The organism is Asanoa sp. NPDC049475 (genome assembly GCF_040676915.1).
Taxonomy (GTDB): domain Bacteria; phylum Actinomycetota; class Actinomycetes; order Mycobacteriales; family Micromonosporaceae; genus Asanoa.
Window position 1 is genome coordinate 406,868 of record NZ_JBFAPY010000004.1, and the last position, 21,751, is coordinate 428,618.

At 69.7% G+C, this 21,751-nt stretch carries 12 protein-coding genes; 3 read left to right on the plus strand and 9 right to left on the minus strand.

Translation table 11 applies throughout. The features are described 5' to 3' along the window. From AB0J88_RS17420 to AB0J88_RS17445, 6 genes are all read right to left on the minus strand, one after another. On the minus strand, positions 1–1,308 hold the full coding sequence (locus AB0J88_RS17420; protein ID WP_364343429.1) for an L-fuconate dehydratase: 1,308 nt from the start codon (positions 1,306–1,308) through the stop codon (positions 1–3). A gap of 132 nt (positions 1,309–1,440) precedes the next feature. Then, positions 1,441–4,272: a PQQ-dependent sugar dehydrogenase gene (locus tag AB0J88_RS17425; RefSeq protein WP_364343426.1), complete on the minus strand. Its 2,832-nt coding sequence runs from the start codon at positions 4,270–4,272 to the stop codon at positions 1,441–1,443. A 9-nt stretch (positions 4,273–4,281) separates the two neighbouring features. Further along, on the minus strand, positions 4,282–6,396 hold the full coding sequence (locus AB0J88_RS17430; protein ID WP_364343423.1) for a ThuA domain-containing protein: 2,115 nt from the start codon (positions 6,394–6,396) through the stop codon (positions 4,282–4,284). 76 nt (positions 6,397–6,472) lie between these two features. Continuing rightward, positions 6,473–9,343, minus strand: coding sequence for a ricin-type beta-trefoil lectin domain protein (locus AB0J88_RS17435; protein WP_364343420.1), 2,871 nt, complete (start codon positions 9,341–9,343; stop codon positions 6,473–6,475). Positions 9,344–9,442: 99 nt separating this feature from the next. Continuing rightward, positions 9,443–10,606: a ThuA domain-containing protein gene (locus tag AB0J88_RS17440; protein WP_364343417.1), complete on the minus strand. Its 1,164-nt coding sequence runs from the start codon at positions 10,604–10,606 to the stop codon at positions 9,443–9,445. Between the two features lie 123 nt (positions 10,607–10,729). Continuing rightward, entirely contained in the window at positions 10,730–13,873 is a 3,144-nt protein-coding gene (locus AB0J88_RS17445; RefSeq protein ID WP_364343414.1) for a carbohydrate-binding protein, read from the minus strand. Between the two features lie 235 nt (positions 13,874–14,108). Here AB0J88_RS17445 and AB0J88_RS17450 point away from each other — a divergent pair, with 235 nt between their 5' ends. After that, positions 14,109–15,428 carry an NAD(P)/FAD-dependent oxidoreductase gene (locus AB0J88_RS17450; RefSeq protein ID WP_364343411.1) on the plus strand — a complete coding sequence of 440 codons (1,320 nt, stop codon included), beginning with the start codon at positions 14,109–14,111 and terminating at the stop codon, positions 15,426–15,428. On the opposite strand, the gene AB0J88_RS17455 is transcribed toward AB0J88_RS17450, so the two are convergent. Beyond that, positions 15,425–17,290, minus strand: a complete 1,866-nt coding sequence (locus AB0J88_RS17455) for an AMP-binding protein (protein WP_364343408.1) — start codon at positions 17,288–17,290, stop codon at positions 15,425–15,427. The genes AB0J88_RS17450 and AB0J88_RS17455 overlap by 4 nt on opposite strands. A gap of 137 nt (positions 17,291–17,427) precedes the next feature. On the opposite strand from AB0J88_RS17455, the gene AB0J88_RS17460 reads away from it, so the two are divergent. Continuing rightward, positions 17,428–18,348 (plus strand): sulfite exporter TauE/SafE family protein, encoded by a 921-nt coding sequence (locus tag AB0J88_RS17460; protein ID WP_364343405.1) that lies wholly within the window; start codon positions 17,428–17,430, stop codon positions 18,346–18,348. A 341-nt stretch (positions 18,349–18,689) separates the two neighbouring features. On the opposite strand, the gene AB0J88_RS17465 is transcribed toward AB0J88_RS17460, so the two are convergent. Next, positions 18,690–19,853, minus strand: a complete 1,164-nt coding sequence (locus AB0J88_RS17465; protein WP_364343402.1) for an FAD-dependent oxidoreductase — start codon at positions 19,851–19,853, stop codon at positions 18,690–18,692. A gap of 90 nt (positions 19,854–19,943) precedes the next feature. Here AB0J88_RS17465 and AB0J88_RS17470 point away from each other — a divergent pair, with 90 nt between their 5' ends. After that, positions 19,944–20,510 (plus strand): TetR family transcriptional regulator, encoded by a 567-nt coding sequence (locus AB0J88_RS17470; protein ID WP_364343399.1) that lies wholly within the window; start codon positions 19,944–19,946, stop codon positions 20,508–20,510. Here AB0J88_RS17470 and AB0J88_RS17475 read toward each other — a convergent pair. Then, positions 20,507–21,697, minus strand: a complete 1,191-nt coding sequence (locus AB0J88_RS17475; RefSeq protein WP_364343396.1) for an endonuclease/exonuclease/phosphatase family protein — start codon at positions 21,695–21,697, stop codon at positions 20,507–20,509. The genes AB0J88_RS17470 and AB0J88_RS17475 overlap by 4 nt on opposite strands. Between the last annotated feature and the right edge of the window lie 54 nt (positions 21,698–21,751).

Consider the following 21,751-nt stretch of genomic DNA (forward strand, 5'->3'; position numbering starts at 1 on the left):
TCAGACGGTGCGCGACCAGGCCGGTCCGTCGGGGAAGGCGAACCGGGCCCGGCTTTCGGGGCGCATGGTCGAGCTGAAGCCGGGTGCCTGGGGTGCCAGGTAGCGACCGGCGCGGATCTGCACGGGGTCGAGGAAGTGCTCGTGGAGATGGTCGACGTACTCGATGACGCGGTTGTCCATCGACCGCGACACCGCCACGTAGTCGAAGAGCGAGAGGTGCTGCACGAGCTCGCAGAGGCCGACGCCACCCGCGTGCGGGCAGACCGGCACGCCGAACTTGGCCGCCAGAAACAGGATCGCGATGTTCTCGTTGACCCCCGCCACCCGGGCGGCGTCGAGCTGCACATAGGACACCGCGCCGAGCTGGAGGAGCTGCTTGAACACCACGCGGTTCTGCACGTGCTCGCCGGTGGCCACCGGCACGGGTGCGATGCCCCGGGCGATGGCGGCGTGACCGACCACGTCGTCGGGGCTGGTCGGCTCCTCCACCCACCACGGGTCGAACTCCGACAGCGCTCCGACCCACGAGATCGCCTGGCCGACGTCCCAGCGCTGGTTGGCGTCGACGGCGATCCGGATGTCGGGGCCGCAGACCTCGCGGGCGATCCGCAGCCGCCGGATGTCGTCGGAGAGGTCCGCGCCGACCTTCAGCTTGATCTGCGTGAAGCCGGCTTCGAGGGCCTCCTGGCACAGCCGGCGCAGCTTGGCGTCGTCGTAGCCGAGCCAGCCCGGTGAGGTGGCGTAGGCCGGGTAGCCGTGCGCCAGGAGCTCGGCGATCCGCTCCTCGCGGCCGGCGGCGCCGGGCTGGAGGAGCTCGAGCGCCTCGCCCGGCGTGAGCGCGTCGGTCAGGTAGCGGAAGTCGACCAGGGAGACGATCTCCTCCGGCGGCATCGAGGCGAGCAACTGCCACAGCGGCAGCCCCGCCTGCTTGGCCTTGAGGTCCCACAGCGCGTTGACCACGGCCGAGATGGCCATGTGCATGACGCCCTTCTCGGGACCCAGCCAGCGCAGCTGCGAGTCGTGCACCAGCTCGCGCCAGAACGCGCCCAGGTCGTCGAGGACACTCTTGACCAGCCGACCCGCGAGGTACGGCCGCAGCGCGGCGATCGCCGCGGTCTGCACCTCGTTGCCCCGCCCGATGGTGAACGCGAACCCGTGACCCTCGTGCCCATCGACCTCGTCGGTCCGCAGCACCACGTAGGCCGCCGAATAGTCCGGGTCGGGGTTCATCGCGTCCGAGCCGTCGAGCTCACGCGAGGTCGGGAACCGCACGTCGTAGGTGTCCAGCGATACGAAGCGGGCGGTCATCGACGATCCTCACGCGCATTCATAGATCCGATGTTTACCAGGTGGTCGGATGTATGGCAAGACTTTCGCTCTCCACAAAGGAAGAATCGCCCCGTCGCCGAGGCGATTCATCCAATCTATCCGAGACGCGAGCTAGACCAGGTCGAACTTCTCCCACGGCCCGATGGCCGTCCGGTTGGCGATCAACGAGCCGGCCCCGCTGTTCTCCGCGGCCACGTACATCCCGTTGACGGTCGCCCGGAGGCTCTCACTGCCGTCCGAGTTGCGGACCAGCGTGAAGGTCTCCCACGAGCCGGCCGCGGCCCGGTTGGCCACCAGGGCGGCCGCGCCCGCGTTCTCCGCGCAGACGAACATGCTGTTGGCCCGCGAACGCAGCGCGATGTTGCCACCGCCCAGGTCCACCACGTCGAACCGCTCGGTGGTGCCCGCGGTCGTCTTGTTGGCGATCAGCGGCGTCGTGCTGTTGGCGGCGCTGACGAACAGGTTGTTCACCAGCGCCTTGAGCGTCGAGCCCCCGGTCGGCGGCGTGCCGCTCGAGTTGATGGTGAAGGCGTCGAGGTCGAACAGGTTGCCCGACCCGCCCTTGAACACGAAGAAGAGCTGTGTCGAGCCCGACGGCAGGTTCGACAGGTTGGCCGTCACGTTGGCGTAGGTCTCCCAGCCGCCGGTCGGGCTGACCGTCAGCGTGCCGTGCAGTGTGCCGGTCTGCGAGCCGCTGCGCACCTCGATCGTGCCGCCGACGGTGCCGGAGGCGACCCGGGCGGTGATGCTCGAAGCTCCCGAGAGGTTGTACGGCCGGAACGAGATCCAGTCGTTGTTGTCGATGTAGCCGGCGGTCGCGCCGCCCTCGGCCGCCGCGTGGTTGGCGATCTGCACGCCACCGGACTGCGCCGCGAAGTGCTCACCCTGGCGGTGCCTGGGCTGCAGCGTCTTCTGGTTGGTCGTGGTCAGGCCGCCGTTGTCCGTGTAGGACGCCACGAAGATGCCGAAGATGTTGGCCGCCGCGTCGTGCTCCCCATCGGTGGGCACCGTCAGCGTGCCGGAGCAGCCGGTCTTCGACGTGATCTGGTGCGAGTGGTTGTCGTGGCCGAGGAAGTAGGTGACCGACACCCGCGCACAGTTGATGGTGCCGTCCTCAGGATCGGAGACGCTCACCGTGTACGGAATCGTGTCGCCGAAGTTGAACAGCGTCCCATCGGCCGGGGCGCTGAGGTTGACCGTCGGAGCGGTGTTGCCGACCGTGACGACGAGGCTCGCGGTGCCGGAGAGCCCGGTCGGGTCGGTGACCCGCAGCGTCGGGGTGTACGTCCCGTTGGTGCTGTAGGTCTTGGTCGGGTTGGCCGCCGTCGACGTGGTCCCGTCGCCGAACGTCCACAGGTACGACAGCGCGCCGCCCTCCGGGTCCGAGGAGCCGGCCGAGGAGAACGTGATGCTCAGCGGCGCCGGTCCGGACGTCCGGTTGGCCGAGGCCACCGCGACCGGGCTGCGGTTGCCGCCACCGATGTACTCGACCCGGTACAGCGCCTGGTTGTTGGATCCCGTGCCGTAGTCGAGCACGTACAGCGCGCCGTCCGGTCCGAAGGCCATGTCCATGACCTGCGTGCCGTTCCACGGGAAGTCGGAGATCTCGCCGTAGGTGCCGTTCGAGTTGACCGCGATCGCCTTGATCCACTGCCGGCCGTACTCACCGGCGAAGTAGCGGCCGTCCAGCGACTGCGGGAACTTGACCGCGGAGTTCAGCGAGGCGTTGTAGCGGTAGACCGGGCCGCCCATCGGCGACTCGGAGCCGCCACCGAACTCCGGCGGGGTCGAGTCGAAGCCGTACCGGATCCACGCCGGCTTGGCCGCGGGCAGGGTCGTCAGGCCGGTGTTGCGGAACGAGTTGTTGGTCGGTCCGCCCGCACAGTTGTACTTGCCCAGGGACGGCCCGCTCGGGAACGTGTACTCGTTGTAGGTCTCGGCCGTCGAGTTGCTGCCCGTGCAGTACGGCCACCCGTAGTTGCCCGGCCCGGTGATCCTGTTGAACTCGACCTGGCCGCCGGGACCACGGTTGGCGTCCGCCGCGCCCGCGTCCGGGCCGTAGTCGCCGAGGTAGACGATGCCGGTCGGCTTGTCGACGCTCATCCGGAACGGGTTCCGGAAGCCCATCGCGTAGATCTCGGGCCGCGTGTTGACCGTGCCGGGCGCGAACATGTTGCCCGACGGGATGGTGTAGCCCCCGGCCGCGGTCGGCTTGATCCGCAGGACCTTGCCACGCAGGTCGTTGGTGTTGCCCGAGGAGCGCTGTGCGTCGAACTGCGGGTTGCGGTTCGTCCGCTCGTCGATCGGGGTGTACGCGTTGCTCTCGAACGGGTTCGTGTCGTCGCCGGTGGTCAGGTAGAGGTTGCCGGCCGCGTCGAAGTCGATGTCACCACCGACGTGGCAGCACTGGCCCCGGTCGTTGTCGACGGTCAGCGTGACCACCTGGCTGGCCATGTTGAGCGTGTTGTCGGCGTTGAGGGTGAACCGCGACAGGTTCAGGTGCCCCTTCCACGCGTTGAAGTCCGACGCGGTGCCGGTCGTCGGCGCATCACCCGACGGCGTCGACAACGGCGGCGAGTAGTAGAGCCAGACGTAGCGGTTCGTTGCGAAGTTCGGGTCGACCGCGACGCCCTGGAGGCCCTCCTCGTCGTGCGTGTAGACGGGGATGGTGCCGGCCACCTTGGTGTTGCCGGCCGGGTCGGTGACCCGGACCGTGCCGTTGCGTGCGGTGTGGATGACCGTGCGGTCGGGCAGCACGGCCAGCGACATCGCCTCGCCGATCTCGGCGGAGCCGACGGCCAGTTGGACGGCCTGGTAGTCGGACGCCGGAATGTCTGCCGCGGCGGCGGGCGCCGCGGTCGCGGTCACCGCCAGCGTGGAGCTGGCGATGCCGAGCAGGCCGACGGCGAGCAGCCGCGACCAGCGCCGAGGGGTAGGGCGCATTCTTTCTCCTTAGGATCCGTAGACCTCGAGCTCCCACAGGGAGTAGCCGTACTGGGTCAGGGCTCGCTGCGTTCCGTTGACGCGGACGTAGCGGGCGGTGGGCGGGGTGGAGAGGGTGACGTCGTCGACGGCGCCGTCACCGGTCGTGGTGGCGTAGGCGTTGGTCCAGGTCGATCCGTTGGTCGAGGTCTGGATCTGGTACGCCCGCGCGTAGGCCGCCTCCCACTGGAGCCGGACGCGGTTGACGGTCCGCGCCGAGCCCAGGTCGACGGTGATCCACTGCGGGTCGCTGTAGGCCGATCCCCAGCGGGTGGCGGTGTTGCCGTCGACGGCGTTGGCGCCGGCGTGCGGTGACCCGGGCTCGACGCTGGAGACCGTCACCGGCCGGTTGCGGGACAGCAGCGTGGGACCCGACGAGGCCGGCGTCCCGTACACGTTGAAGTCCCAGAGCGAGTAACCCCACTGGGTGCCGCGCTGCGTGCCGTTCATGCGCACGTAGCGCCCGGTGCCGGAGAGGGTGACGTCGTCGACTCCCCCGTCGCCGGTCGTGGTGGAGTAGACCGTCGTCCAGGTGGAGTTGTCGGGCGAGGTCTGGAGCTGGTAAGCCCGCCCGAACGCGGCCTCCCAGTTGAGCCGGACCCGGGTGAGGTTGTAGGACTGCCCGAGGTCGACCGTGATCGACTGCGGGTCGGAGTAGGCCGAGCCCCACCGTGTGGCCGAGTTGCCGTCGGTGGCGTACGCGGCCAGGTTGGGTCCTTCCACACTGGATACCGAGACGGGCCTGCCCTGGGCGATGTCGGTTGCCGGCGGGTTGCCGCCCTCGGCCTTGACACGGATGTTGCGGTAGTTGATGTCGAGCCCCGCGCCGTCGTTCTGCACGCCGATGTAGCCGTTCGCGATGGCTCGCGGCGAGACGTAGTCGTTGATCTTCACGCCGTTGAGCCAGATCTCGACCCGCTGGCCGTGCACGCCGATCTCGTAGGTGTTCCACGACCCCGACGGGTTGAGCGCGGCGTCACGCGACGCGTAGTTCGGCCCCTGGAAGCTGTAGACGCTGCCGGTGGTCCGGGTCGGGTCGGCGTCGGTCGCGTCTATCTGGATCTCGTGACCCTGGTTGACCGGGTTCCACGGATCGCCGGCGGGATCCGGGAAGCCGATGAACACGCCGCCGTTGTCGTCGCCCGGCATCATCCAGTCGAGCTTCAGCGAGTAGTCGCCGAAGGTCCGCACCGGATACCAGAGCAGGCCCATCCCGCCGACCGAGCTCAGCGTCCCGTTGGCCAGGGTGAAGCTGCCCGCACCGATCTGGCGCCAGTTGTTGAGACTGGCCTGGGTGCCGTCGAACAACGCCGTGTAGCCGGTCTCCGGACGGCAGTCGGCCGGCCGGTTGTTCGCCGCGATCTGGATGCCGCCGAGCAGCATCCGGGTGAAGTTCGCGTCCGTGTAGGCGTCTTCGACGTGCCCGAGCCCGGTGTACCAGGACCGTCCACTCCCGACGTTCTTGCACCAGGTGATCGGGTGGTCGCCGCCCATCGCGCCGCCGGAGTACGAGGACTCGTCCAGGCTGGCCAGCACCTTGGCGGTGGACCGGGGGTTGGTGCGGTAGTTGTACCACTCGTCCAGCCGGGACCAGGTCGCCGGCAGGTGGGCGGTCGAGGCGTTGCCACGGTCCTCGACCCGGATCGTCGCCGTCTGGTTGGCCGGGTGCGAGGCGAACCAGGCGCCGACGAGCTCGCCGTAGAACGGCCAGTCGTACTCGGTGTCGGCGGCCGCGTGCACACCGACGAAGCCGCCTCCGCCGGTCACGTACGACTGGAAGGCGGTCTGCTGGGTCGCGTTGAGCACGTCACCGGTGGTCGAGAGGAAGACGACCGCCTGGTACTGCGCGAGGTTGGCGGTGGTGAACTGGGCGGCGTCCTCGGTCGCGGTCACCGAGAAGCCGTTCTGCGAGCCGAGCGACTGGATCGCCGCGATGCCGTTGGGAATGGACGAGTGCCGGAAGCCGGCGGTCTTGGAGAACACCAGGACCTTGGTGAGGGGTGCGGCCTGGGCCGCCGATGGGGCGACCGCGAGGCCCGCCACGAGGGCGAGCGCCGCTGCCGCGGCGAGGGCGCGGATGCGCATGCTTACTCCAAAGGGGGTAGGGCGCGGGGCCCGGCCGTCGGCGCGACCGGACCCCGCGCGGCTGTGCGCTCCGGCCTTACGGCAGCGTCCAGTTCTGGGCGCCGGTGCCGTTGCAGTCGTAGATCTGAAGCTGGGTTCCGTTGGTGGTGTTCGACCCCGGGATGTCCAGGCACTTGTTGGCCTGCGGGTTGCGCAGGCTGCCGTTGGCGCCGGTGACCCACTGCTGGGCGCCGGTGCCGTTGCACGTCCAGAGGTGGATCTTCGTGCCGTTGGTCGTGCCGCTGGACTGCACGTCCATGCACTTGCCGAGCGCCCGGATCGTGCCGTCGGTGCCGACCGTCCAGGTCTGGTTCGTCGCGCCGTTGCAGTCCCAGACCTGGATCTTCGTGCCGTCGGCGGTGCCGCCCGCGTTGACGTCGGCGCACTTGCCGAGCGCCCGGATCGCGCCGGTGCGCGGCCCGCCACTGACCGGCGTCGAGACGCCGGCACCGAGGAACGTGTAGCTGTCGAGGTCGAGGAACGCCCCGCTGCCACCGGTGAACACGATGTAGAGGTCGTGGGTGTTGTCGTCGGGCTTGTTCACCGGGACGGTGATGTCCGTGTACGTGTCCCAACTGCCGGTGCTCGGCACCGCGACCCGGGCCACCTCGGTGCCGCTGGTCGAGTCGTAGCGGAACGAGATCGTGCCGCCGGCGCCTCCGGACGAGACCCGTGCCCGGAGCTGGGTGATCCCCTTGAGGCTGACGGCGTGGTGCCGCACGTACTCGCCGTTCTGGATGTCACCGAGCCGCTTGCCACCCTCGGCCCCGGACGCGTTGATCACTTGCGGGCCGTTGAGCGTGACGTAGTGCTCGGCCTGCCACTGCTTGGGCCAGAGGGTGATCTCCTTCTCGCCGGTCAGCGGGACGCTGCCGGACGCACCCTGGTCGGTGTAGCTGGACCGGAGCACGAAGAACAGCGTCGAGTCAGGGCCGGCGTGCACCGGGCCGGTGTTGACGGTGAACCCGCAGCCGGTGCCCTGGCCCTCCTCGTGCGCGTGCTCCTGGTGGCCGAGCGCCGCCCGGATGACGACGTTGGCGCAGGGGACCGTGCCGTCCTGCGCGTCGGTCGCCGTCGCGGTCGAGGTGACGTTCTCGCCCCACGAGATCATGCCGCCGGCCGGCAGGCCGCCCAGCGTGACCGTGGGCCGGTTGTTGCCGACCACGATCGGCAGCAGCGTGGTGCCGGTGCGGCCGGTGCCGTCGTTGACGGTCAGCCGCGCCCGCTTGTCGCCGTTGGTCGTGTAGGTGTACGACGGGTTCGCTGCGGTCGAGTCGACGGTGCCGTTGTTGTCGAAGTCCCACTGGTAGGTCAGCGGATCCCCGTCAGGATCGGTGCTGCCAGCGCTGGAGAAGGTGACGGCCAGCGGCGCCAGGCCGTTGTCCCGGTTGGCGGAGGCGACGGCGACCGGCGCGCGTCCACCGGCGACATAATTGATCTTGTAGAGCCCGGCCGCGACGTCGCCGGAGAAGTAGCCGTTGCCGTACTCGAGCAAGTAGAGCGACCCGTCCGGGCCGAACTCCATGTCGATCGGGTGCACGAGCTGCATCCCGGCGAGCACCGGCTCGATGACCGTCGGCGTGCCGGTCGACGGGTTGCCGTTGTTGAACTGGACCTCCTTGATCCAGTTGCGGCAGTACTCGGAGATCAACCATTTGTTGTCGTAGTAGGCCGGCCACTTGACGTCCGAGACCAGGTTCGGGTCGTAGTGGTAGACCTCGGTGTGGTTCGGCGAGCCGCAGCCGCCGGGGTTGTCCAGGGCCGGCCACTCCTTGCTGCCGCCGTGCTGCTCCCAGACCAGCGCCGGCTTGGTCGGCGGCAACTGCTGGAGCCCGGTGTTGCGCGGTGAGTTGTTGACCGGGCCGGTCGAGCCCCCGCAGGGGAACCAGCCCCGCGGCGCGTTGGCCGCGAAGTCCCAGTCGTTGTACGCGACGTTCGGGCCGCCGCAGTAGGGCCAGCCGTAGTTGCCCGGCGCGGTCGCCCGGTTGAACTCGTCGTAGGCCGCCGGACCCCGGTTGGCGATCGTCGCGCCCGCGTCCGGACCGACCTCGCCCCAGTACAGGGTGTTGTTGGCCTTCTTGTCGACCCAGATCCGGTACGGGTTGCGGGTGCCCATGATGTAGATCTCGGGCCGGGTGCCCGCGGTGCCCTGGGCGAACAGGTTGCCGCTCGGGATCGTGTACGTGCCCGATGTCGTCGGCTTGATCCGGTTGATCTTGCCGCGCAGGTCGTTGGTGTTGCCCGACGTGCGCTGGGCGTCGTACTGCGCGTCGCGGCTGGTGCGCTCGTCGATCGGCGCCATGCCGGCCGAGTCGCCACCGGAGTTGGTGTTGTCGCCGACCGCGAAGTACAGGTTGCCGGCGGTGTCCCAGGTCATCGAGCCGGCCGAGTGACAGCACAGTCGCCGCTCGGTGGGCCACTCGATGATCATGTCCTCGGACGCCGGGTCGATGACGTTCGTGCTCGCGTTGAAGGTGAACCGCGAGATCCGGTTGACCAGCGTCGACTGGGCCGGCGAGTAGAAGAGGTAAAGCCAACGGTTGGTCGCGAAGGCCGGGTCGAGCGTGATGCCGATCAGGCCGTCCTCGAAGCGGGCGTCCAGGGCGATCGTCAGGGCCACCGTCGTGGTCCGCGTGGTGGGGTTGTAGAGCCGGACCTGGCCGCCGCCGGACGACGTGCCGCGGTTGATGTAGAAGACCTTCTGGTCCGGCGCGACGGCGAGCTCGATCGGCTCGCCCATCGAGGTGCCGCCGTCCAGCTTCACCTTCTCGAACAGGCTCGTCGCGGGCGGCGCGGCGGCCGCCGGTGTGGAAGTGACGGTCAACGCCGTCAGGCTGGCCGCCGCGAGCAGGGCGGCGCCGAGCGCGCTCAAGAGGCGCGGTCTGCGGCGCAGGGACGTACGTCGCATGTGGATGCTCCCGTGCTGGGTAGGGGTACGGAGCAGTCGCGGACCGCGGTCCGCACGGCCGATCATCGGCCGTGCGGACCGTGGGTCCGTGGATGAGGGCTAGCTGGTGACGAGGGTGAACTTCTCCCAGGCGCCGATGGTGGTGCGGTTGGCGATCAGGGCCGCGGCACCGCCGTTCTCGGCCACGACGTAACGGCCGTTCGCCTGGGCACGGAAGCTGACCGTGCCGTCGGAGTTGTTGACCCGCGCGAACGTCTCCCAGCCACCGACCGCTGCCCGGTTGGCGATGAGCGGGTTGGCGCCGGCGTTCTCCGCGCAGACGTACATGCCGTTGGCACGCGACTTCAGGGCGACGTTGCCACCGCCGAGGTCGACGATGTCGAAGCGCTGCGCGTTGGTGGACGCCGCGGAGGCGTTCGCGATCAGGTTGCCGGAGCCGGCGGTGACGAACAGGTTGTTCGCCCCGGCCCGCACTGCCGTGCCGCTCACCGGCGGCGCCGACCGCGGTGTGCAGTCCGCGGTGGTCGCGCCGCCCGCCCACTGGATGCCGCCGAGCAGCAGCCGAGTGAAGTTGGCCTCGGTGTAGGAGGCCTCGGTGTGCCCGAGCCCGGTGTAGAACGCGCGGCCGCCGCCGTAGTTCTGGCACCAGGTGATCGGGTGGTTGCCGCCCATGGTCCCGCCCGAGTAGCTGCTCTCGTCGAGCTTGAGCAGCACCCGCACGTTGGGCTCCGGGTTGGTCCGGTAGCTGTACCACTCGTCGGTGCGGGTCCAGGTCGCCGGCAGGAACGAGGTCAGCGGGTGGCCCGTCTCCTGGCGCAGCACGTTGGCCTGCTGGATCGCCGGGTGCGACGAGAAGTACGCGCCGACCAGGCCGCCGTACCAGGCCCAGTCGTACTCGGTGTCGGCCGCGGCGTGCACGCCCACGTAGCCCTTGCCACTCGCGATGTACGACTGGAACGCGGTCTGCTGCGTCGCGTTGAGCACGTCACCGGTCGTGGAGAGGAAGACCACCGCCTGGTACTGCGCCAGGTTGCTGGTGGTGAACTGGGCGGCGTCCTCGGTGGCCGTCACCGTGAAGCCGTTCTGCGACCCGAGAGTCTGGATCGCCGCGATGCCGTTGGGAATCGACGAGTGCCGGAAACCGGCTGTCTTGGAGAACACGAGCACCTTGGTCACCGGCGCCGCCGAGGCGGGCGCCGCGTACAACGCGGCGACCAGCACCACGGCAAGCCCGGCGAGGGCTGCCACCAAACGTCTCAACACTCTGCTCCTCCATGTGCGATGGGTTGGCTAGGAGCCGGGCCGCCGATGCTCGACTGGGACGGGTAGTGGGTTGATACGGGTGGTGGGGCCAGGGTGTGCCATTCCCCTGCCCCCGCAGTGGGTTCAGCCCGCGACGAGCGTGAACTTCTCCCACGGTCCGATCGCGTCACGGTTGGCGATGAGGCTGGCCGCACCGCCGTTCTCCGCGACGACGTACTTGTTGTTGACGGTGGCCCGCAGGCTGATCGTGCCGTCGGCGTTGTTGACCCGGGCGAACGTCTCCCAGGAACCAGCCGACGGCCGGTTCGCGACCAGCGGGTTGGCGCCGGCGTTCTCCGCGCAGACGAACTGGTTGTTGGCCCGGGACCGCAGCGCCACGTTGCCACCGCCGAGGTCGACCACGTCGAACCGCTCGTTCCCGCCGATCGACCCCGCGCTGGCGATCAGTGGGGTCGTCCCCGAGGCGGTCACGTAGAGGTTGTTGGCCCCCGCCCGCAACGCCGTGCCCCCGGTCGGGTTGGAGCCACCACCGGTGATGATCCGCAGGGCGTCGATCATGCCCACCGAGGTCGTCTTGTTGACGATCCGGATCGTGTGCTGGCCGCTGGTCAACCCGGTGCGGCTCCACACCACCTGTTGCGCCTGCCGTGCACCGCTCACGTTGAGGTTCACGTTGTCCTGGAACGTGCCGTCGAGGTAGACGTCGACGTTCCCCATGTCGCTGAACCGCTCGGAGAGGTACTCCACCCCCGTGCCGGTGAAGGTGTAGGACGCCTCCGCACCGACCGTGTTGCTGTGGTGGGTGTCGTCGTTGTAGTCGCCGTAGCCGCGGGCGGTGGTGTGGTACCAGTTCGCGCCGTAGGTCAGGTCGGTGTCGTTGACCAGACCGCCCTGCCCGGCCGGCCCGAGGCCGAACGTGGAGGCGGTGCCGGACAGCGACTTCGCACCCTGGTTGGCGGTGCCGGTCAGCGTGGTCGCCGAGTAGGACGTCAGCGGCTTGGCCACCCGCTCCACCACGTAGCTCGTGTTCGCCGCGGTCGCCCACGTCACCTCGGCCGCCGAGACCGTGGTGATGATGGCGTTGTCACTGGTGCGGCGCACCCGGATCTGCTGGGTGCCCCACGGGTTGACCACCCGCGCCTGCTTGCCGTGCAGGCTGCGGACGCCGACGTACTTGGTCTCCTGCGCCTCGCGTTCCGCGCTGACCAGGAAGCCGTCCTTGGCCAACAGTGTGAACTTGCCGACGAAGCCGGAGTCGGACGGGATCGCGGGGAACACCCGGATCTTGTCGTTGTACGACTGCATCAGCGACTCGTTCATCGCCGCGAGGTGGATGCCGATGTACTCGTACACCCCGTTGGTGTTGTTGGTCATGCCGTTGGGGTAGTTCTGGTACTTCTGGAGCATCGTCCTCATGCCGGCCTGTGCCTGCGGCCCGAGGCCGAGCCGGGCGGCGTGCACGTGGTCGTTGGCCCAGACGTTGCCGTACGGGAATGGCCGCACGTTCCAGGTGTTGACGCTGGTCTGCTGGTCGGGGAAGCCGATGCCGCTCTGGTCGTACGGCCAGACGAGCTCCAGCGCCACGTTCTCGCCGTTGCGGACCTGCGCGCTCGGCGGGTCGTGGGGAAGATAGGCGCCGTTCGAGATCTGGTACGGAGCCAGGTTGTTGAGCACGTCCTGCCAGCCGGCCCGCAGTCCACTGTCGAGCCCGAGCTGGGTGGACACCTGGATCGTCAACGGATAGAGCAGCCGGATCGCCGCCAGGTCGGTGAGCGCGTTCTTCACGTCCCAGTAGGTCTCGTGCGCGTTGGAGCTGGCCATGTAGTACTGCGCTCCGTTGCGGGACAGCCGGTTCTGGTAGAACCGCGCCGCGTCACGCATAAACGGGTAGGCCACGTTCTGCAGGTAGGCCGTGTCATTGGTGTACCGGTAGTACAGGTACATGTTGTAGGCGGCCTCGGTGCCCGTCGAGTACGTGTCGTTGACGTAGTCGCTGTTGATGGTGCCGCGGGCGTTGCCGTCCCAGCCCATCGTCTCCGGGACCCACAGCGAGTCGGTGCCGTACCGCGTCTGCGTGTAGCTCTTCATCGCACCGTAGTTGCGGGAGTAGAGGTTGTTGAACGTCCGCATCAGGTCGGTGTGGTTCGAGCTGTAGAACGAGTTGTAGACGTCGCGTTGGTTCCAGTACCAGTAGCCGTTGGACCACTTCGAGTTGTCCTGCGTGGCCCGGAAGTTGCCGTTGATGAAGTGCACCGGGTAGTTCCCGTAGCCGCCGGCCGCGATCATGTAGGTGAACAGGTAGTAGGCGTTCTCCAGGTAGTCGTTGTCCGCGCTGCCGCCGTACTGCACGAACGACTTCGCCCAGAAGGCGTGCCACCAGTTCTTGTACGCGTTCAGCGTGCTGGTGTATCCGGTGGCCTTGACGGCGGCCAGCTGGTTCTTCGCCTGCTGCACCGAGTTGAAGCTCGGCGAGTTGATCCGGCTGGCAGCGGTGAACCAGATCGTGTAGCTCGACGTCGGCGTGATGTTCAGCCGCACCCGGGTGCCGTTGACGGTCTGCGAGGTGTAGGCCGCGCCCTCGACGGTCGCCGCGAACGTGTAGCCGAAGTTGTTGGGGTCGGCCTGGCCGCGCGACAGACCCACGCCGGTCGAGTCCGCGAACGTGCTCACGGTCCTCCAGGTCGTCAGGTTGGGCACGTCTGCGATGTTCTGGACGGTGTTCATGTCCCAGAGCGACAGGTCCAGCCCGATGCTCGTGACGCCGGGCCGCGAGTCCTCGACGTGGATGCCCATCACCTCGGAGTTGGGCGCGCCGAGCACGGTCACCGTGCGGTTGCTGTCGTACCTGGTGGTGAGCGTGCCGTCGTAGAGCGACAGGCGCTGCTGGAACGTGGTGTAGCCGGCGTCCAACTGCGGCGAGGTGAACAGGTTGAGGTTGCCGGCCGCGTAGGTCGACTGCTCCGCCAGGTCCACACCGGACACCTGAGCGGTCAGGCCGTTCTGGTTCCACATCATCGCGCCGGTCCGGCCGTTGCCGACGGTCAGGCCGTGCAGCGGGTTGGTGTTGGGCCGGTTGTAGACGATGTCGTGCTTGGACAGGTAGTTCGCATAGTCGACGTTCAGAGCACCGGTGCCCGCGTTGTACGCGGCGTCGGTGGGTGCCGCGGAAGCGGGACCCGGCCCGGCGACGACGAGGCCGCCGGTCAGCACAAGGAGGAGCACGCTGGCGCGCAGCGTCGGTCGCCAGATCGGCGAACGCACCTTCATCCGACACGATCCCTTCTAGATCGTTTCGTCCGGTGCCCATCCGCCGAAATGGGCATCGACCTTCATCTGTGACAAGGATTTAACATTGGATGTCTTCGGCCGTCAATCCCCGAGCATCGATGTCTTTCCCGAGCGTTCTGTATTACCCGGCCGTAAGACATCGGAGGTATCAGCACGCGGGCCGATTTAGGCACATAGCGTGCCGGACCTCCCAAGGGCCACTAACGTGGGTGGCATGGCTCGTCCCAGGGTGGTCATCGTCGGCGGCGGCTTCGCCGGGTATCACGCAGCGCACAAGCTGGTCAGGCTGGCCCGCGGCCGCGCCGACATCACGCTGATCAACCCGACGGACTATCTGCTCTACGTGCCCCTGCTGCCGGAGGTCGCGGTGGGGGTGCTGGAGCCTCGGCAGATCGCGGTCTCCCTGACCGCCAAGCTGCCCGGGGTCCGGCTCGTGCTCGGCGAGGCCAACGCCCTCGACCTGCGGGAGAACCGGGTGCACTACACCAACCCCGAGGGCGGCGAGGGCCACGTCAAGTACGACCGGCTGGTGATAGCGCTCGGCAGCGTCAACAAGCTGCTGCCGATCCCCGGCGTCGCCGACCACGCCCACGGCTTCCGGGGCGTGCCCGAGGCGCTGTTCCTGCACGACCACATGGTCCGCCAGCTCGAGATGGCTCTCACCGAGGCCGATCCCGGAGAGTGCACCGCCCGCTGCACGTTCGTCGTGGTCGGCGCGGGCTACACCGGCACCGAGGTGGCCGCGCACGGCGTGCAGTTCACGGACCTGCTGGCCAAGCAGAAGAAGACCCCGATCAAGCCCCAGTGGATGCTGCTCGACCTGGCCAAACGGGTGCTTCCGGAGCTCGACGAGCGGATGTCCAAGGACGCGCACCGGGTGCTCGAGGAGCGCGGCGTCGAGGTGGTCCTGGGCACCTCGGTGCAGGAGGCGCTCTTCGACGGCGTGCGCCTGACCGACGGCCGCTACATCCCGACCCGTTCGCTGATCTGGTGCGTCGGCGTGCGTCCCGACCCGGTGGTCGAGGACCTGGGCCTGCCCACCGACAAGGGCCGGATCGTGGTCGACGAATACCTCAACGTGCCCGGCCACCCGCGCGTCTACGCCATCGGCGACGCGGCCGCGGTGCCGGACCCGCAGCACCCGGGACGGGCGACCCCGATGACGGCACAGCACGCGGTGCGGCACGGCAAGCAGGTCGCGGCGAACATCGCCGCGGAGTACGGCACGGGGAAGCGCAAGCCTTACCGGCACCGCGACCTGGGCTTCGTGGTCGACCTCGGCGGCGTCGACGCGACCGCCAACCCGCTCGGCATCCACGTCTCGGGCATCCCGGGCATGGTGGTGACCCGCGGCTACCACCTGCTGTCGCTGCCGGGCAACCGGATCCGGGTGGTCGGCGACTGGCTGCTGCACGCGTTCCTCCCCCGCCAGGCGGTGCAGCTGGGCCTGATCCGCGGCCCCGAGGTCCCGCTCAACAACGCGGCGCCGGAGCTGCCGGTCCGTCCGCCGACGCCGGCCCGCTCGACGCGCTAGCCGTTTTTCAGGATCGCGCGGAGGGCGTCGAGCACCGCGGGGTCCTCGATCGTCGCCGGCACCGGCTCGTCGACACCGTCGGCCAGACCCCGCATGGTCTTGCGGAGGACCTTGCCGGAGCGGGTCTTCGGGAGGGCGGCCACCACGTCGACCCGGCTCAGCGCGGCGATCCCGCCGATCCGTTGCCGCACCAGGGCCTTGAGTTCGGCGTCCAGGTCGGCCGGCTCGGCGCCGGCCTTGAGCACCACCAGCGCCCTGGGCACCTGACCCTTGAGCTGGTCGGCGACACCGATCACGGCGCACTCCGCGACCGCCGGGTGGGCGGCCACGACCTGCTCGATCGCGCCGGTGGACAGCCGGTGGCCGGCCACGTTGATCACGTCGTCGGTGCGGCCCATGACGAACAGGTAGCCGTCGTCGTCGACGTACCCGCCGTCGCCGGTCAGGTAGTGGCCGGGGTGGGTGCTCAGGTAGGAGGCCAGGTAGCGCTCGTCGTCCTGCCACAGCGTGGGCAGCGTGCCGGGCGGCAGCGGGAGCTTGATGACGATCTGCCCCTCCCGCGCCGGCCGACCGTCGTCGTCGACCACCCGCACGTCGTACCCGGGCATCGGGACCGTGGCCGATCCGGGGCGCGGCTCGTGGGGTTCGAGGCCCATCGGGTTCGCGGCGACCGGCCAGCCGGTCTCGGTCTGCCACCAGTGGTCGACCACCGGGATGCCGAGCCGTTCCCGCGCCCAGTTGTACGTGTCCGGATCGAGCCGCTCGCCCGCCAGGAACAGATAGCGGAGCCGGCTCAGGTCGTAGCGGTCGAGGAAGGCGCCGTCCGGGTCCGCGCGGCGGATCGCCCGGAATGCGGTCGGCGCGGTGAACATCGTCTTGACGCGGTGTTCCGACGCCACCCGCCAGAACGCGCCGGCGTCCGGGGTGCCGACGGGCTTGCCCTCGTAGAGCACCGAGGTGCAGCCGGCGAGCAGCGGCCCGTACACGATGTAGCTGTGCCCGACGACCCATCCGATGTCTGAAGCGGTCCACATCGTCTCGCCCTGATGGGTGTCGTAGACGTGTCGCATGCTCCACCGCAACGCCACCGCGTGGCCGCCGTTGTCGCGCACCACGCCCTTCGGCCGGGCGGTGGTGCCCGAGGTGTAGAGGATGTAGAGCGGGTCCGTGGCGGCCACCGGCACGGAGTCGACCGGCTCCGCCTCGCCGAGCGCGTCGTGCCAGTCGACGTCGCGCCCGGCCCGCGGGGTGGCCGGCCCCTGCGGGCGCTGGAGCAGCACCACGCTGCGCGGCGCGTGGGTGGCTTCGCGGAGCGCCTGCTCGACGATCGGCAGGTACTCGACGACCCGCTTGACCTCGATGCCGCACGAGGCGGTGACCAGCACCTTGGGTCGGGCGTGGTCGATCCGGGCGGCGAGCTCGCGCGGCGCGAACCCGCCGAACACGACGGAGTGCACGGCGCCGAGCCGGGCGCAGGCCAGCATGGCGACCACGGCCTCGGGCACCATCGGCATGTAGATCACTACGCGGTCGCCGCGGTCGACACCGAGATGCCGGAGTACGCCGGCGAAGCGCGCGGTCTGGTCCTGGAGCTCGCGATAGGTCAGGGTGCGCCGGCTGTCGGTGACCGGGCTGTCGTACTCGATCGCCGCCTGGTCGCCGCGTCCCGCCCGGACGTGCCGGTCGACGGCGTTGAAGCAGGTGTTCAGCACGCCGTCGGGAAACCAGCGGTAGAACGGCGCCGCGCTGTCGTCGAGCACGGTGACCGGCGGTCGAAACCAATCGATGTCGTGGGCGGCGGCCTTCCAGAAGGCGCTCGGGTCGGTGAGGCTCGTCCGGTACGCGTCGGCGTAGGCACCCATCTGCCCATCATCGGGCCTCGGCGCGGATTTCGGGGCGCCTGCGGCGGGGCTCTTCCTGTTCCCTGGGACGTACCTTGCTCGTTTCTCGATGGGACACATATTCTCTATCGACATACTAGGGAAAGGCGGTGGCCGCGGTGCGCAAGCTGGTCCTCCTGGCGCTGGTCGGGCTCGGTGCCCAGCTCGTCGACGGCAGCCTGGGCATGGCCTACGGCGTCACGTCGACGACCCTCCTCCTGGCGATCGGCACCAACCCGGCCGCGGCGTCGGCCACCGTCCACCTCGCCGAGATCGGCACGACGCTCGTCTCGGGCGCGTCCCACTGGCGCTTCGGCAACGTCGACTGGAAGGTCGTCGCCAAGATCGGCATCCCGGGCGCGATCGGCGCCTTCGCCGGCGCGACGTTCCTGTCCAAGCTGTCGACCGAGACCGCCGCACCGGTCATGTCGCTGATCCTGCTGGCGCTCGGCCTTTACATCCTGACCCGGTTCACCGTCTCGGGCCTACCCAAGACCAACCTCGGCAAGCCCCTCCGCAAGCGTTTCCTGACCCCGCTCGGCCTGGTCGCGGGCTTCGTCGACTCGACCGGCGGCGGCGGCTGGGGCCCGGTCGGCACGCCGGCGATCCTGGCCAGCGGCCGGCTCGAGCCCCGCAAGACGATCGGCTCGATCGACACGAGCGAGTTCCTGGTAGCGATCGCGGCCAGCATCGGCTTCATCATCGGCATCGGCTCCGAAGAGATCGACTTCGCCTGGGTCGGCGCCCTCCTGGCCGGCGGCGTGATCGCAGCGCCGATCGCCGCCTGGCTGGTCCGCCACGTACCGCCGCGGGTACTCGGCTCCGCGGTCGGCGGTGTGATCATCCTGACCAACGTCCGGACTCTGCTCCGCAGCGACTGGATCGACGCCTCGGACGGGGTGCGCTACTCGATCTACGCGGTCATCTGGCTGACCTGGGCGGCCGCGGTCACCTACTCGGTCCGCGCCCACCTGGCCGCCAACCGCGCCGCCGCCACCACCGTCGCCGAGGAGCCGGCCGCGGAGCCGGCTCGGGTCTGACCCTTTCACCGCGACCCGCGCGGGCCTGCCCTCCCACCGCAGCGCCCGCGCGGGCCTGACCCTTCCACCGCGACCCGCGCGGGCCTGCCCTCCCACCGCGGCGCCCGCGCGGCTCTGACCTTTCACCGCGACCCGCGCGGCCCTGATCTCTCACCGCAGCGCCCGCGCGGGTCTGACCCCTCACCACAGCCCGCCTGGGTGCCGCCGCTGGCCGCCGCAGCCCGCCTGGGTCTGGCCCCTGTCCGCCGCAGCCTGCGGATCCGCTCCTTCCGCCGCGGCCCGAGTGTCCGGCCCGTACATCCAAGGCACGCGCCGGGGTCTCGGTGTTGCCGTCGGCCTTTTCAGCGGTAGACCAGGCCGGACAGGCGCCAGGCCAGCTTGCGTCGGAACACGGGAAGGGCTGAAAGTGCGGCCAGGACCGTGTTGCGGATCGGGCGCGCCGGTGCCGGCGCCGTTGCCAGGCGGGTCAGGCGGTTGGCGAACGTGACCACCTCCTCCGCGATCGGTCGGCGGGCCGTCGCGTAGTCGTCCAGCACCGACTCCGGCTCGCCGGCCAGCACGCGGGCCAGGCTCTCGCCCAGCGCGATCGCGTCGTGCAGGCCCAGGTTCATTCCCTGGCCACCGGCCGGGCTGTGCACGTGGCCCGCGTCGCCGGCCAACAGCACCGGGCCGGACCGGAACCGGTCCGCGACCCGGTGGTCCACCCGGAAACGGGATCCCCAGACGACCTCGCGGACCACGGAGCGCTTCCGGGCCGGGCCACGCGAGTCGAGCAGGGCCTGGATGTAGGCCGCGTCCGGAACCTCCGGCGCCTCTTCCACGGCGGCCACGATCCGCACCACGTCGCCCGGCAGCGGCGCCCAGACCACCATGCCGGTGCCCGAGAAGAAGAGCACCACCTCGTCGCGCGGCAGGTCGGTGTCGACCCGGATGTCGGCCAGGGTGAACGACTCCCCCGCCTCGCCCGCCTCCCCGAAGCCGATCCCGGCGAGCCGCCGGACCGTGCTGTGCATGCCGTCAGCTCCGACCACGTAGCGCGCGCGGCAGCTCGTGCCGTCCGCGAAGGCGACCTTCGCGCCCCCGTCCTCGACGGTCAGGTCGACCACCTGGTGCGGGCGCAGCACGCGACCGCCGAGGTCGGTGAGCCGGTCGAGCAGCACCGCCTCGGTGACGGACTGCGGGACCATCAACGCGTACGGAAAACGCGTCGGCAGGTCGTCGAAGCGGACCGGCACCAGCGTCCGGTCGCGGTCGCGGATCGTGAACCGCGGCGCCCGCACCCCCTGCCGGACCAATGGCTCGGCCGCCCCGATCCGATCCAGCTCCTCGAGCGTGTGCGCGTGCACGACGGCCGCCCGGGACGTGTTGGCACCCGCTGCGGCCCGGTCGACGACGGTGGTCCTGATCCCCCGCATCGCCAGGGTGACCGCGGTGGCCAGCCCCACCGGGCCGGCACCCACCACCAGCACGTCAGTCTCGTTCGGCAGCACGACAACCCCCTCCATCAATGCCAACAACCGTTGGCCAACACCTGTTGGCAACGGTACGCCGGGGTGGTGCCCGGGGTCAACAGGTGTTGGCCTACGCTTGTTGGCATGACGGACAGCGTGCGGCGCTCCGACGCCACCCGGGCGGCGATCCTGCGTGCGGCCCGGGAGCGGTTCGCGGCCGACGGCTACGAGCGGGCTACGATCCGGGCCATCGCGGCGGACGCCGCCATCGACCCGTCGATGGTGATGCGCTACTACGGCAACAAGGAGCGGCTCTTCGCGGCCGCGGCGGACTTCGACCTGCGGCTGCCGGACCTCGCCGGACTTCCCCACCACGCGCTCGGCGAGATCGTGGTCGCGCACTTCTTCGACCGGTGGGACGGCGACGAGACGCTCATCGCGCTGCTCCGGGCCGGCACGACCAACCCGGCAGCGGCCGAGCGCATGCGCGAGATCTTCGCGAGCCAGCTCGGCCCGGTGGTCGCCCGCGCGGCGCGCGGTGCCACCGGACCGACAGCGGAGCAACGCGCCGGCCTGGCCGCCAGTCAGATCCTGGGGCTGGCACTCACCAGGTACGTGCTCCGCTTCGCTCCGGTGGTCGCCCTACGCCGCGACGAGCTCGTCGCCTGGGTCGCCCCGACCATCCAGCGCTACCTGGCCGAAGATCTCTAGAGGTCGAGGTCGACCCAGACCGCTCCGTGGTCCGAGGCACCATGGCGCCCCGCCGTGATCTCCGGGTAGACGCTCCAGAGCTTCGGCGGCTTCAGGTTGCTGGGCGTACCCCAGAGCCCCTTGCGGAACACCCCGCCGTCGGACACCTTCGCGGCGAGCTCCGGCGAGAGCAGGATGTAGTCGAGCCGGTTCTTCAGCGAGCACGACTGGAAGCTGCCCGGCCGCTCGTGGTCGAGGTCCTTGTCGCCGAAGAGCTGGCTGAACTTCTCGTGGCCGTACACGTCGACCAACGGCGATTCGGGTCCGATCAGGGCTTCCAACGTCGGGTGCCGGTCACCGTCGGGGCCTTTGTTGAGGTCGCCGAGCACCGCCACGAAGTCGGCGCCCTCGGCCCGCAGGCCGTCGTAGATCGACCGCACCTCCTGCGCCTGCCGGGTGCGCAGGGGATCCGGGTCGCCGCTGCTGAACGACTGGCTCTTGAGGTGGTTGAGCAGCAGGAACAGGTCTTCCCCGCCGGGCAGCCGGAGCTGGTAGATCGGGCAGTCGCGGCTGAACAGGCGCTTGCCCTCGCGCTTGGGGTCGGGCACGTCGACATTGCTGCGCACCCAGCGGACCTTGACCTTGTCGGTGCAGAACAGCCCCACGTCGATGCCGCGCGGGTCGTTGCCGTCGACCAGCATGCAGTGCGCGAACCGGCCGCCAAGCAGCTCGTCGTTGAACCTCGCCAGGGCGGGGCGGTTCTCGGCCTCGACCACGCAGAGCAGGTCGGGCGCCAGGTCCGTGATCACCTTGGCGGTCATCCGGGTGGACGTCTCGTCGACCGGCTCGACGGTCAGCTCGACCCAGCCCAGCCAGTCGCCCCGCCCGTTGGCGACGATGCGCGGCGGCGCGTTGGCCGGCGCGGCGAGGAAGTCGCCCCGGTTCTCCCGCAGCAGCGCCCACGCGTCGTCGAACTGGTTCGGGTTGAGGCGCAGCCCTTGCGGGGTCTCGATCAGCACGCGCAGGGTCGTCAGCGCCACGATCATCTCGGCCTTGTCCTGGTCGGAGTAGACCGGGTTGGCCGCGATGCGGTTGAAGGTCTCGAAGGCGGAGAGGGCCGGCTGGCCTTCTTCGCGCTCCTCGGTATCGAGCGCCTTGGCGCGCGCGAACAGGTTCTCGACGTTGAACGTCGCCAGCCGGAGGGTCACGCACCGCACGGTACGACCGCGGCGCGCGCTGTGGTGTCGGCCGGCCGACGACGG